Source organism: Streptomyces sp. MMBL 11-1 (assembly GCF_028622875.1).
Taxonomy (GTDB): domain Bacteria; phylum Actinomycetota; class Actinomycetes; order Streptomycetales; family Streptomycetaceae; genus Streptomyces.
In genome coordinates this window covers 2,051,525-2,063,869 of sequence record NZ_CP117709.1, presented here as the reverse complement: position 1 = coordinate 2,063,869, position 12,345 = coordinate 2,051,525, and the positions used below count along the sequence as shown (strand labels likewise).

14 protein-coding genes are annotated in these 12,345 nt (G+C 73.1%); 7 read left to right on the top strand and 7 right to left on the bottom strand.

The window, feature by feature from the left end; all coding sequences use genetic code 11:
- Positions 1 to 122 precede the first annotated feature (122 nt).
- Positions 123 to 554 carry an Lrp/AsnC family transcriptional regulator gene (locus PSQ21_RS08875; protein WP_030078115.1) on the top strand — a complete coding sequence of 144 codons (432 nt, stop codon included), beginning with the start codon at positions 123 to 125 and terminating at the stop codon, positions 552 to 554.
- Between the two features lie 135 nt (positions 555 to 689).
- Here the strand turns inward: PSQ21_RS08875 and PSQ21_RS08870 are convergent, their stop codons facing one another.
- The 3 genes from PSQ21_RS08870 to PSQ21_RS08860 all read right to left on the bottom strand — a co-directional run bounded on the left by PSQ21_RS08870 (position 690) and on the right by PSQ21_RS08860 (position 4,141).
- Positions 690 to 2,354, bottom strand: a complete 1,665-nt coding sequence (locus PSQ21_RS08870) for a GAF domain-containing protein (RefSeq protein ID WP_274035682.1) — start codon at positions 2,352 to 2,354, stop codon at positions 690 to 692.
- A 49-nt stretch (positions 2,355 to 2,403) separates the two neighbouring features.
- The gene (locus tag PSQ21_RS08865) at positions 2,404 to 3,441 is read right to left on the bottom strand and encodes a rod shape-determining protein (protein ID WP_274029890.1); all 1,038 of its coding nucleotides are present in this window, start codon (positions 3,439 to 3,441) and stop codon (positions 2,404 to 2,406) included.
- Positions 3,442 to 3,571: 130 nt separating this feature from the next.
- Entirely contained in the window at positions 3,572 to 4,141 is a 570-nt protein-coding gene (locus tag PSQ21_RS08860) for a hypothetical protein (protein ID WP_274029889.1), read from the bottom strand.
- A 124-nt stretch (positions 4,142 to 4,265) separates the two neighbouring features.
- On the opposite strand from PSQ21_RS08860, the gene PSQ21_RS08855 reads away from it, so the two are divergent.
- Positions 4,266 to 5,051, top strand: a complete 786-nt coding sequence (locus PSQ21_RS08855; RefSeq protein ID WP_274029888.1) for an SCO2400 family protein — start codon at positions 4,266 to 4,268, stop codon at positions 5,049 to 5,051.
- Positions 5,052 to 5,113: 62 nt separating this feature from the next.
- Here PSQ21_RS08855 and PSQ21_RS08850 read toward each other — a convergent pair whose 3' ends face one another.
- Entirely contained in the window at positions 5,114 to 5,545 is a 432-nt protein-coding gene (locus PSQ21_RS08850; RefSeq protein WP_274029887.1) for a MarR family winged helix-turn-helix transcriptional regulator, read from the bottom strand.
- Between the two features lie 132 nt (positions 5,546 to 5,677).
- Here PSQ21_RS08850 and PSQ21_RS08845 point away from each other — a divergent pair, with 132 nt between their 5' ends.
- From PSQ21_RS08845 to PSQ21_RS08830, 4 genes are all read left to right on the top strand, one after another.
- A complete protein-coding gene (locus PSQ21_RS08845) occupies positions 5,678 to 6,697 on the top strand; it encodes an NADP-dependent oxidoreductase (RefSeq protein ID WP_274029886.1) in 1,020 nt (339 codons plus the stop codon).
- Between the two features lie 100 nt (positions 6,698 to 6,797).
- Complete coding sequence (locus tag PSQ21_RS08840; RefSeq protein ID WP_274029885.1) at positions 6,798 to 7,226, top strand: organic hydroperoxide resistance protein; 429 nt, start codon at positions 6,798 to 6,800, stop codon at positions 7,224 to 7,226.
- Positions 7,227 to 7,352: 126 nt separating this feature from the next.
- Positions 7,353 to 8,168 (top strand): EI24 domain-containing protein, encoded by an 816-nt coding sequence (locus PSQ21_RS08835; RefSeq protein ID WP_274029884.1) that lies wholly within the window; start codon positions 7,353 to 7,355, stop codon positions 8,166 to 8,168.
- Positions 8,165 to 8,773, top strand: a complete 609-nt coding sequence (locus tag PSQ21_RS08830; protein ID WP_274029883.1) for a LysE family transporter — start codon at positions 8,165 to 8,167, stop codon at positions 8,771 to 8,773. The genes PSQ21_RS08835 and PSQ21_RS08830 overlap by 4 nt, the downstream gene beginning before the upstream one ends.
- 55 nt (positions 8,774 to 8,828) lie before the next feature.
- Here the strand turns inward: PSQ21_RS08830 and PSQ21_RS08825 are convergent, their stop codons facing one another.
- Positions 8,829 to 9,767 (bottom strand): SGNH/GDSL hydrolase family protein, encoded by a 939-nt coding sequence (locus tag PSQ21_RS08825; protein ID WP_274029882.1) that lies wholly within the window; start codon positions 9,765 to 9,767, stop codon positions 8,829 to 8,831.
- A gap of 374 nt (positions 9,768 to 10,141) precedes the next feature.
- Here PSQ21_RS08825 and PSQ21_RS08820 point away from each other — a divergent pair, with 374 nt between their 5' ends.
- Positions 10,142 to 10,636 (top strand): DUF3145 domain-containing protein, encoded by a 495-nt coding sequence (locus PSQ21_RS08820; protein ID WP_274029881.1) that lies wholly within the window; start codon positions 10,142 to 10,144, stop codon positions 10,634 to 10,636.
- Positions 10,637 to 10,742: 106 nt separating this feature from the next.
- Here the strand turns inward: PSQ21_RS08820 and fabF are convergent, their stop codons facing one another.
- Together fabF and PSQ21_RS08810 are read right to left on the bottom strand one after the other, a co-directional pair.
- Entirely contained in the window at positions 10,743 to 12,005 is a 1,263-nt protein-coding gene (gene fabF / locus PSQ21_RS08815) for a beta-ketoacyl-ACP synthase II (protein WP_274029880.1), read from the bottom strand.
- A gap of 76 nt (positions 12,006 to 12,081) precedes the next feature.
- Positions 12,082 to 12,330 (bottom strand): acyl carrier protein, encoded by a 249-nt coding sequence (locus PSQ21_RS08810; RefSeq protein ID WP_028439857.1) that lies wholly within the window; start codon positions 12,328 to 12,330, stop codon positions 12,082 to 12,084.
- Between the last annotated feature and the right edge of the window lie 15 nt (positions 12,331 to 12,345).

Here is a 12,345-nt window from a genome sequence, read left to right as displayed (position 1 = left end):
CCCGGCCCCCTCTGGCCTCCCTGGTCTTCCTCGCCTCCCTCCGGCCTCCCTCGCCTTCCTCGCTTCTCTGGCCTTCCTGGTCTCTCTCAGCCGATATCGCCATCAACTGAGACAATCGCGGTATGGATCGGCTGGACAGGGAAATCCTCGGCATTCTCCAGGAGGACGCCCGGATCTCGTACCGGGATCTGGGCGTACGCGTGGGGCTCAGCGCCAACGCGGCGGGCGACCGGGTCCGCCGGATGCGCCGTGACGGGGTCATCCGGGGCTTCACCGTCATCGTCGACCCGGCCGCCGACACCCGTTCGGGCCTGGTCGTCTTCATCGACGTGACCCTGCGCCTCGACACGACCAACGAGGAGTTCGAACGCTCGGTGCTCATGCTGCCCGGGATCACGGAGGTGGTGCACGTGACGGGCGGCCACGATTACCTCGTACGGGCCACCGCCGCCGACCCGGGGGCGCTGGACACCCTGCTGCGCCGGCTGAAGCGGGAGGCGGGCATCGCCCACTCCAACACCCGGATCGCCCTGCGGGCGGCCCCGAAGCACTGAGCCCGGGGCCCGAAACACTGAGCCGCCCGGCACCGAAGCACTGAGCCGGGGCCCGAAGCATTGAGCCGCCCGGCCCCGAAGCACTGAGCCGGGCGGCCCCGAGTCACCGGCCCCACCCCGCCCGCGGGCCCCGGGTCAGACCGGGGCCTGCCAGGTCACCGTCGTCGGACGGCCGTCCTCGCCGCGCCCGTCGTCCGCGACCACCAGCCGCACCGCCGCCCGCCCCTCCGGCAGCCGGACCGTGGCGTCCACCTCCACCTCGATGGCCGACACCCCGGGCCTCCGGTGCGCGGCGGCCAGCGCCCCGCGCAGGGCGGCCAGCAGCTCCCGCCCCGTCTCCTCGCCCACCAGCGCGTCCACCGCCCCGGTGAACCGCACCGACGGCGGAAAGCCCAGCAGGGCCGCCGCGCCCCCGGTCTCCCGCAGGACCCGGCCCCGGAAGGTGCTCGGGGCCCCGGCGGGCGGCTGCTGGAGCGCGAAGATCGCGGTGCGGACCTCCTGGATGGTGGAGTCCAGCTCGTCCACGGCCCGGCCCAGCAACTGACCGGCCCCCGCCTCCCCACCGCCGCCGGTCTCCACCTCCCCGCTGCCACCGGCCCCCGCCTCCGCACCGCCGCCGGTCTCCGCCTCCCCACCGCCGTCGGCCTTCGCCGCCCCACCACCACCGGCTCTCACCTCCCCACCGCCGCCGGTCTCCTCCGACGCGGCCCGGCGGCGGGTCGACTCCAGCATCATCTCGGTGGCGAACAGCCGCTGGACCACCAGATCGTGCAGGTCACGGGCGATCCGGTCGCGGTCCTCGTACACCGCGAGCTGCTCCCGGTCGGCCTGCGCGTCCGCCAGCACCAGCGCCAGCGCCGCCTGCGAGGCGAACTGGGTCGCCAGCAGCTTGTCCATCTCCGTGTAGGGCCGCTCACCGCGCCGCCGGGGCAGGGCGAGGGTGCCGATGAGCCGCCCGCCGCTCTGCAGCGGCAGCATCATGCTCGGCCCGAAGCGGGAGCGTACGCCGGTGGTCATCCGGGGATCGGTGGCCGAGTCCTCGATGAAGACCGGTTCGCCGCCGAGCAGCTGCACCAGCACCGCCGAACCGGGCTCGATCACCGTGCCGACGATGCCCGCCGGATCGTCCGGCGTGGACGCGGTGACGATCTCCATCCCGCCCTCCTCCGTCGGCTGGAGGATCACCCCGGCCGACGCGCCCGCCAGCACCCGCGCCCGTTCGGCCACCGTCATCAGCGCGTCGGCCGCGTCGCTGCCCGTCAGCAGGGCCGTGGTGACGGCCGCCGCTCCCGCGATCCAGCGCTCGCGCTGCCGGGCCGTCGCGTACAGCCGGGCGTTGCCGATCGCGATGCCCGCCCGGGCGGCCAGGACCCGCAGCAGGGCCAGATCCGCGTCGGTGAACGGCCCCGACGGCTTTTCGGCGAGGTGGAGATGCCCGAACACCTCGGTGTGGACCAGGATCGGCGCCCGCAGGAAGCTCCGCGCCACAGGACGGCCGGGCGGGCGGTCCTCATCGGCCGGGGCCACCGCCGGCCCCCCGGAGGAGTCGTCCGGGAAGAGGTCGAGCTGCTGCCGCTCCGCCTCCGTCATCCCGGCGGTGTACAGCCCCTCGACCCGGTCCCGGTCCGGGTCCCGCACCCCGAGCGCACCGTGACGGGCCCCGGTGAGGGCGGTGGAGGTGTCCACGATCTGCTGAAGGGTGGAGCCCAGCTCCAGGTCGCGACCGACGCTGAGGACGGCCTCCAGGAGCATCGGCAGCCGGCCGCCGGCGGACGGGCCGGGCTCCACCGGCCCCGTCATCCGCGCCGTCCGCGTCGGCCGTGCCACCGCCCGGTCCGTGCCGACGCGCTCACCCCGCCAGCGGGCTGAGGACCATCGGCTGGATCTTGCCGTCCAGCATCGCGCCCAGGCCGAGCACCGAGCAGACGTCGGGGCGCTCGGCGATGTGCACCGGCATTCCGGTCGCGTCGCGCAGCATCTGGTCGAGGCCCGGGAGCAGCGCGCTGCCGCCCACCATCATGATTCCCCGGTCCGCGAGGTCGGCGACCAGGTCCGGCGGGCAGGCGCGGAGGACCTTGCCCACCCCGTCGAGCACCGCGGTGAGCGGGGTGTGGATGGCCCGCCGCACCGCGGCGGTGTCGACCTCCACCGAGCGGGCCAGACCGGTCGCCACGTCACGGCCGTGGATCTCGGTGAGGGCGGGGCCGGTCAGCTGGAGGCCGTTGCCGTGCAGCGCCAGCTGCAGCGGGCGGACGGACTGGCTCGGGAGGAGCAGCTCGTGGTGCTGGCGCAGATGCTGGATGATCGCCTCGTCGATCGCGTTGCCGCCCACCGGGATCCGGACGGCGGTCACGATCGATCCGAGCGAGAGCACCGCGATCTGGGTGGTGGCGGCCCCGCACACCATGATCATGGTGGCGGTCGGCTGCTCGACCGGCAGCCCGCAGCCGACGGCCGCCGCGATCAGGGTGTCCACCAGCTCGACCCGGCGGGCGCCGAGCCCGACCAGGGTCTCCACCGTCGCGCGCTGGGCCAGCGGATCGGCCTCGTGCGGGGTGCAGGCGGCGGCGCGCAGCCGGGGCTTGCGGCGCAGTTGGCGGCGGAGCTTGTCGCCCAGCAGATGGCGCAGCATCCGCTGGGCCATCTCGATGTCGACCACCGTGCCGCCGGAGACCGGACGGGCCACCCGGATGTACTCCGGGGTGCGGCCGGTCATCTGCTCGGCGAGCGCGCCGACGGCGATGAGGGAGCCGGTACGGGTGTTGACGGCGGCGACGCTCGGTTCGTCGACGACGAGCCCGAGCCCCTTGACGTACACCCGGGTCCTCGCGGCCCCGAGATCGACGGCGACATGGCAACGCTGCAACTGCTCAAGGCTGACGGTCACGGCGAGTTCTCCCGAGAGCGCGGACGGTGGCACCGGCGGCAGCCGGTCTCTCCTTGCATGGTCGCGCTCTCCCGCCCGTCGCGCGCGCTGAGCTGCGCCGTAAGGGGACAGGAGCTGACGGATCCTCAGGTCAGCGGGCCGGAAGCAGTCGCTGGAACAGACCCCAGGTGAACTCGGCGACCCGCTCCCGGCCGGTGGCCGGGTCGGTGACGGCCAGCGACCACCGGGTCGGGGCGCTGCCCTCCATCGGCCGGGCCGGGGGAAAGGCGCGGGCCGCCTCGTCCACGGTGCAGGACCACGGGCGCAGCGCCTCCGGAGAGGTCAGCTCCGGCCCGGCCGCGCCCGGGGCCCGCACCAGCCACGCGTTCCACACGGCCCCGCCGGGCCCGGCCATCACCTCGAACCGCAGGTCCGGCCAGAGCGGCACCGGCCACAGCAGCGCCTCGCACTCCAGGTCCCCGACCCGGCGCGGCAGGGTCGCCTCCGGTTCGCCGAGGACCGAGCGGTAGCGCCGCAGCGCCCCCCGCCCCCGGGGCGCCCGGACCATGGCCTGCCAGCGGCGGTTGGCCTCCCGCATGTCGCCGAGTGAGGCGCTCAGTTCGTGCCGGGCCTCCTCGACCAGGCCCGGCTGGTGGTCGGCCATCCGGCGCAGCAGTACGAGCTGGAACTGGAGGGGGCCGAAGGGGGCGGGAGCGGTCATGCCGCCCATCCTCCCGCGTGTCAGGCGTATCGGACCGGCCGTCCGCGCCATCCGGGCTTCGTCACAAGATCCTCACCTGTGCGGCTTCCCTGGTTGTTCCGCGCGCGCCTACTCTGCGGGCGCCATGGATTACTGCCCCCCGTGCCGACGGCATCTCAACGGAGCCCTGGCCTGCGCCGGGTGCGGAACTCCCGCCGAGGCGCTGGGCCCCTACGACGTGCCCGCGCCCGCGGGTCCCGCCCCGGACGGGGCGGCGGCGCCCGTCGACGCGGGCGGCGTCCGACGCGACGCCCGACGGGCGACCAGGCGGGGCGCCAGGGCGGCCGGCGGCCGGCCCGACGCTCCCCGCCCCGGTGCGCGGCGCCGGGCCCGCGGCGGCCATCGACGGCGCGGCCGGACCGTCCTGCTCGGAGCCCTCGGGCTGCTCCTCGCGGCGGGCGCGCTGAGCCTGGCGGAACTGGCCATGGAGCCCGGGCGGGACGACACCGCCGCCGACTTCGTACGCGAATCGCCGTCCGGCCCGTCCGGCGCCACGCCCGGGGAGCCGTCCGCCGACGCGCCCCGTGACCCCGGCCCGGTCGACTCCCCGGACGGGGCGACCACGGGCCCCTCGACGGACGCCTCACCGGCCGGCAAGGGCGGGGGCGACTCCTCGCGGGCGCCGAGCCCCGAAGCCTCCGCCACGGGTGACACGGATGAGCCCACCGCCTCCCCGGACCCCGACGGCACGGGCCGGTCCGACGCCCCCGACAGCCCGCCCGCCGATCCGCCGGGGCCGGACGATCCGGGGGAGCCGGACGATCCGCGGGAGTCGACGACCGCCCCCGCACCCCCACCGCCCCCGGCGGACCCGACGCCCACCCCGACGCCGTCCCCGACCTGCACCCGCTTCCTGTGGTGGTGCACCTAGGTCCTTTCGTCAAACTGCCGTCGTCGCCCGTAGCGCGGCAGACGGCAGTTTGACGACAGGACCTAGGCGGGCGCCTCGCCCAGCATCCGGCGCAGCAGGTCCCGCAGGACCGTGCGCTCGGCGTCGGAGAGGCCGGCCAGCGGCTCCCGGGCGAAGTCCAGCGCGTCCCGCAGCCGGCGGGCCGTGTGCCTGCCCTTCTCCGTCGCGGCGGCCAGCTTGATCCGCCGGTCGGCCGGATCGGGTCTGCGCTCGACCAGCTCCCGGGTCTCCAGCCGGTCGATGATCCCGGTGACGTTGGACGGCTCGCACTTCAGCCTGAGAGCGATCTTCCGCATCGGCAGCGGCTCCAGCGAGAGCAGCCCGAGCACGCGTGCCTGCGCCCCGGTGAGGGAGTGCTCGGCGGCGGCCCGGTCGTACTCCTCGTGGTAGCGCGCCACGACGGCGCCGATGAGCTCGACGACCTCGAGGGTCAGGGGGTCTGTGCGAGTGGCCATGGAGCACAGCGTACCGATTTACTTGACATCATGAAATATTCAAGAGCATGGTTGTTTCATGTCATGAAGCTTCTCGCGCCATCGGGCGCGGAAGCCCACACCCTCGTATGACATTGAGGAGAACCCGAGCCCATGTCTGCAGCACTTCCCACGTCCAGCCGTGAATGGCACCTGGTCGCCCGCCCGCACGGCTGGCCCAAGGCCGAGGACTTCGCGCTGCGGGAGGCCGAGGTGGCCGCTCCGGCCGAAGGCCGCGTCCTCGTCCGCAACAAGCACTTCTCGGTCGACCCGTACATGCGCGGCCGGATGAACGACGTGAAGTCCTACACCCCGCCCTTCCGGCTCGACCACCCCATGGACGGCGGCGCGGTCGGCGAGGTCATCGCCTCGAACGCCGAGGGCTTCGCCGTCGGCGACCACGTCCTGCACGGCCAGGGCTGGCGCGAGATCGCCGACGTGCACGCGAAGAACGCGGTCAAGGTCGACCCCGGCCTCGCCCCGCTCTCCGCCTACCTCGGCGTGCTCGGCATGACCGGACTCACCGCCTACGCGGGCCTGTTCGACGTGGCCTCCTTCAAGGAGGGCGACGCGGTCTTCGTCTCCGGCGCGGCCGGCGCCGTCGGCAGCCAGGTCGGCCAGATGGCGAAGCTCAAGGGCGCCTCCCGGGTCATCGGCTCCGCGGGCTCCGACGAGAAGGTCAGGCTCCTCACCGAGGAGTACGGCTTCGACGCCGCGTTCAACTACAAGAACGGGCCCGTCCGCGACCAGCTCAAGGAAGCCGCACCCGACGGCATCGACGTCTACTTCGACAACGTCGGCGGCGAGCACCTCGAAGCCGCGATCTCCTCGTTCAACGTGCACGGCCGCGCCACCATCTGCGGAATGATCGCCCAGTACAACGCGACCGAGCCGACCCCCGGCCCGAGCAACATGGCGCTGATCATCGGCAAGCGGCTGCGCCTGACGGGCATGCTCGTCGGCGACCACGCCGACCTCCAGCCCCGGTTCGTCGAGGAGGTCGCCGGATGGCTGGCCTCGGGCGAGCTGAAGTACCGGGAGACGAAGGTCGAGGGCATCGAGAAGGGCTACGACGCGTTCGTCGGGCTGCTGCGCGGGGAGAACACCGGGAAGATGATCGTCTCCCTGGTCTGACCCGCCCCCTGCCGGTCACGGTCACCCGTTAGGCTCATCCGCAGGCCGTCGCGATCGTGGGCGCGAGTCGCGGCGCACCAACAGGAGGAATCCTCACACCATGACCATCCAGAAGATCGACGTCGCCTACACCGCCGTCGCCACCGCCGAGAACGGCCGCGACGGACGGGTCTCCTCCGACGACGGTCAGCTCGACGTCGTCGTCAACCCGCCGAAGGCCATGGGCGGCAGCGGTGCGGGCACCAACCCCGAGCAGCTCTTCGCGGCGGGCTACAGCGCCTGCTTCCAGGGCGCGCTGGGCGTCGTCGCCCGCCAGGAGAAGGCCGACGTCTCCGGCTCGACCGTGACCGCCTCGGTCTCGATCGGCAGGACGGAGGCCGGCGGCTTCGGCCTGGAGGTCGCGATCAGCGCCTCCATCCCGAACGTCGACGCCGCCACCGCGCAGGCGCTCGTCGAGAAGGCCCACCAGGTCTGCCCGTACTCGAACGCCACGCGCGGCAACATCGAGGTCACGCTCTCGGTCGTCTGACCGCAGCACCGCAGCACCGCAGCACCGCAGCACCGCAGCACCGCAGGCCCCAGCGCCACGTGAGGACCGCACCCCGCCCCGGGGCGCGGTCCTCACCGCTCTCCACCCGCCAGTACGCTGACGTCCATGAGTGATCTCGGGGCGGGTTTCGGCTACTTGATGAAGGGGCAGCGCTGGGTTGCCCGACACGGGCGATGGTTCGGGTTCGGGCTGCTGCCCGGACTCGTCACCCTTGTCGTCTACGCCGGAGCGCTGATCGGACTCGGCTACGGAGCCGACGACCTCGTCGGCTGGGCGACCCCGTTCGCCGACGACTGGTCCTCGCCCTGGCAGGGCCTGTTGCGCACCGGGCTGACCGCGCTCGTCTTCGTCTTCGGCCTGTTCCTCGCGGTCATCACCTTCACCGCCGTCACCCTCCTGGTCGGCCAGCCCTTCTACGAGTCGCTCTCCGAGGAGGTCGACCGCAGCGAGGGCGGCGACGTCCCCGAGTCCGGGCTGCCGCTCTGGCGGGAACTGTGGATCTCCGCCCGCGACTCCGTGCGCATCCTGCTGCGCGTCGCCCTGTACGGGATCGTCCTCTTCGCCTGCGGTTTCATCCCCGTCATCGGGCAGACCGCGGTCCCCGCGATCGGCTTCTGCGTCTCCGGCTACTTCCTGGCCGAGGAGCTGACCGCCGTCGCCCTCCAGCGCCGGGGCATGGTCCTCAAGGACCGCCTCGTCCTGCTGCGCGGGCGCCGGATGCTGGTGCTCGGCTTCGGCGTCCCGCTGACCCTGGCCTTCCTCATCCCCTTCGTCGCGGTGTTCCTGATGCCGGGAGCCGTCGCCGGGGCCACCCTCCTCGCCCGCGACCTGGTGGACCCCGAGGCGGCGGCGGACCCGGACCCGGGCCCCGGCACCGCCGACAGCGGTGACGCACCGGCGCCCCGGGCGTGGACCGCGTGAGCGAACTGCTGGCGGTCGCCGCCATCACCGTCCTCGCGGTCATCTCCCCGGGCGCCGACTTCGCGATGGTCGTGCGCAACAGCTATCTGTACGGGCGCACCACCGGCGTCCTCGCGGCCACCGGCGTCGCTGCGGGCGTCCTGGTCCACGTCACGTACACGATGCTCGGCGTCGGGCTGCTCATCGCCTCCTCGACCGCCCTGTTCACCGCGGTCAAGCTGGCGGGCGCCGCCTATCTGATCTACATCGGGGTGCGGACCTTCCAGGCCCGCGCCGACCTCGACGTCGACCTGACGGACCGGCCGGGGCTCTCCCCGGCCGGGGCGCTGCGCAGCGGCTTCCTGACCAACGCCCTCAACCCGAAGACGACCCTGTTCGTCGTCGCGACCTTCACCCAGGTCGTCGGACCCGGCACCGCGCTGTGGCAGCAGGCGGGTTACGGCCTGTTCATGTCGGCCGCCCACCTCGGCTGGTTCGCCCTCGTCGCGCTGTTCTTCTCGCACTCACGGCTGCGCGGCGCGATGCTGCGCCGCCAGAAGGCCCTCAACCGCTCGATCGGCTCGGTCCTGGTCGGCCTCGGCGTCACCCTGGGCCTGGCCCGCTGAGACGACCCGCCCCGGCCCGGTGCGCGTACCCCGTGCCCCGTGCCGGAGGCCCGGTTCACCGGTCCTGCGCGGGCGGCTCCGGGGCGGTGACGGTGCGGTAGGCGATCTCCGCCAGCCGGGCCTGGCCGTCGCGGCTCGGGTGGAACCAGTCCCACTGGCTGAGCTGCGCCCCCGTGAAGCGGAAGTCGAACACCGCCCCGCCGTCGTACCGGCAGTACCGGTCCTTCGCGCACACCTCCCGCAGCACCCCGTTGTACGCGACCACCCGCTCCCGCACCGCGTCCCGCCGGGCCACGGCCGCCGGGCCCAGATCGTCCGCGTCGGCCAGCATCGACTGACAGATCCCGAGCTGCCAGATCTTCTTGCCCAGCTCGTTCGCCCGCCCCGTCGACCAGAGCCGCTTCAGGTCCGGCACGCTGGAGACGTACACCTGCGCCTTCGGGGCCCCGGCCCGCAGCTGCCGCATCGACGCCTCGAACGACGCCCGGAAGTCCGCCACCGGCGTCATCAGCCGCACCGAGTCCCGGCACGCGTCGTTCGCGCCCGTCATCACCGTCACCAGCTCCGGCCGCTCCTTCGCCGCCAGCGCCATCTGCTCGGGCAACTGCGCCATCCGGGACCCCGACACCGCGTGGTTCCAGCTGCGGTCCGCGGCCTCGGACGGGCCGAGCAGCCGGACCGCGAGACTGCGTACGGCGGCGTCCGAACCGGTCGCCCACGACACCTCGGGGCAGTCGGCCAGCACCGAACACGCGTCGAAGCCCCGGGTGATCGAGTCCCCGACCGCCGCGACCGACCCGGGCCGAGGGTTCCAGTCCGGGGTGGGGGAGGGGGACGGCGGTGCGCCGCGCGAGGCCGCGGGCGCGTTCCGCGACACGCCGCCGTCCGCCCCGTCGCCGCCGCATCCGGCGAGCGCGGCGACGCCGACGCACGAGAGCGCCGTCAACGCCGCGACGGCGGTACGCGTACGTGGGCGTGTCACTCGCTCCGGCATCGGTCGGATCCCCTCCGGTCAACCAGTGGCCTATGCCTCTGGACATGCCCCCCGGCAACCACACGATCCCCAGGTCGGGGCTGTGCGCGCCCTGCCGGGTGAAAGCCGGCGAATCAGGGGCCCGAGACCGACGGTACGTCACACGGACGGCCCCGGCGCACGGTAGCTTTTCCCCGTCGAACCAGCGGCGTCCCGCCCGCCCGCGCACACCCGGGCGGCTCCGGTACATTACGTCACGTCACATACTGTCCCTTTTCAGGAGATTAACTCCCGATGCTGTTTACTGATGACAACCTCGGGGACCGGCCGAAAAGAGGCGGTATGGCCGCGAGGCCGCTGGGGAAGGCGTACCTCGTCCCACACGGGAGGTTCCGGTGACGACACGTGGAGTCCTGTACGTTCACTCCGCACCGCGCGCGCTGTGCCCACATGTCGAGTGGGCAGTGGCGGGCGTCCTCGGTGTGCGGGTCCAGCTGGACTGGATCAGACAGCCGGCCGCCCCCGGCACCTGGCGGTCCGAGTTCTCCTGGAAGGGCCGCGTCGGCACCGCCTCGCAGCTCGCCTCCGCCCTGCGCGGCTGGGACCTGCTGCGCTTCGAGGTGACCGCCGAGCCGTGCCCCACCGCCGAGGGCGAGCGCTACAGCTCCACCCCCGGCCTCGGCATCTTCCACGCCGTCACCGGCATGCACGGCGACATCCTGATCCCCGAGGACCGGTTGCGGGCGGCGCTGGCCCGATCGGTGCGCGGCGAGAGCGATCTGGAGGCCGAGATCGCCTCCCTCCTCGGCAAGCCCTGGGACGACGAGCTGGAGTCCTTCCGCCACGCGGGCGAGGGCGCGCCCGTCCGCTGGCTCCACCAGGTGGTGTGACCCGGGGCTCTGCCCCGGACCCCGCTCCTCAATCGCCGGAGGGGCCGCATGCGGAAGCCCGCCTCCCGGACGGAACGGGAAGCGGGCTTCAGCCGTACAGGCAGGTTCAGACCGACCGGAACGCCAGCACCACGTTGTGCCCGCCGAATCCGAACGAGTTGTTGATCGCCGCGATCGGCCCCTCGGGCAGCACCCGCGGCTCACCGCGCACGACGTCCGCGTCGATCGCCTCGTCCAGCTCGTCGATGTTGATCGTCGGCGGGGCGATGCGGTGGCGCAGCGCCAGGACCGTCGCCACGGTCTCGATGCCGCCCGCGCCGCCCAGCAGGTGACCCGTCATCGACTTCGTCGCCGAGATCGCGACATGGTCGAGGTCGTCGCCCAGCACCAGGCGCAGCGCCTTGATCTCCGCGAGGTCGCCCTGCGGCGTCGACGTGGCGTGCGCGTTGAGGTGGACCACCTCGGACGGCTTGAGGTCGCTGGTGTCCAGCAGGTTCCGCATCGCGGCGGCGATGCCCCGCCCGGTGGGCTCGGGCTGCGCGATGTGGTGCGCGTCGGCCGACAGACCCTGGCCCAGCACCTCGCAGTAGACCGTCGCGCCGCGCTTGGCGGCGTGCTCGGCGGACTCCAGGACGACGACGCCCGCACCCTCGCCGAGGACGAAGCCGTCCCGGCCGGTGTCGTACGGACGTGAGGCCTTCTCGGGCTCGTCGTTGCTCTTGGACATCGCCATCATGTTGGCGAACGCGGCGATCGGCAGCGGGTGGATCGCCGCCTCGGTGCCGCCGGCGACGACCACGTCGGCACGGCCGGTACGGATCATCTCGACGGCGTACCCGATCGCCTCGGCGCCCGAGGCGCAGGCGGAGACGGGCGTGTGGACACCGGCCTGGGCGTTGACCTCCAGGCCGACGTTGGCCGCCGGGCCGTTGGGCATGAGCATGGGAACGGTGTGCGGGGAGACGCGGCGTACGCCCTTCTCCTTCAGCACGTCGTACTGGTCGAGCAGGGTGATCACGCCGCCGATGCCGGAGGCGATGACCGAGCCCAGGCGTTCGGGGGCGATGCTCTCGTCCTCGCCGGCCTTGGCGGTGAAGCCGGCGTCCGCCCAGGCCTCGCGGGCCGCGATCAGCGCGAACTGCGCCGATCGGTCCAGCTTGCGGGCCAGCGGGCGGGGAAGGACGTCGCCCGGGTCGACGGCCGCGGGGGCGGCGATCCGGACGGGCAGTTCGGCGAAGCGCTCGCCTTCGAGAGGCTTGACGCCGGACCGGCCGGCCATCAGACCTTCCCAGGTCGATGCGGAGTCGCCACCCAGCGGAGTGGTTGCGCCGATACCGGTGACGACCACGGTGCGATTGGTCGAGTTCACTGGAAAATCTTCTCCACGTGTAGAGGGTCGTGAATCAGCGGCGCCACCGCCGGGTGGCGACACAGCCGGGCTGGGATCAGCCCTGGTGCTTCAGGATGTATTCGGCGGCGTCGCCGACCGTCTTGAGGTTCTTGACGTCCTCGTCGGGGATCTTGACGTCGAAGCGCTCCTCGGCGGCGACGACGACCTCGACCATGGACAGCGAGTCGACGTCCAGGTCGTCGGTGAAGGACTTGTCCAGCTGGACGTCCTCGACCGGGATACCGGCGATCTCGTTGACGATCTCGGCGAGACCGGTGACGATCTCTTCCTGCGTGGCGGCCATCTTGGGGCTCCTTCG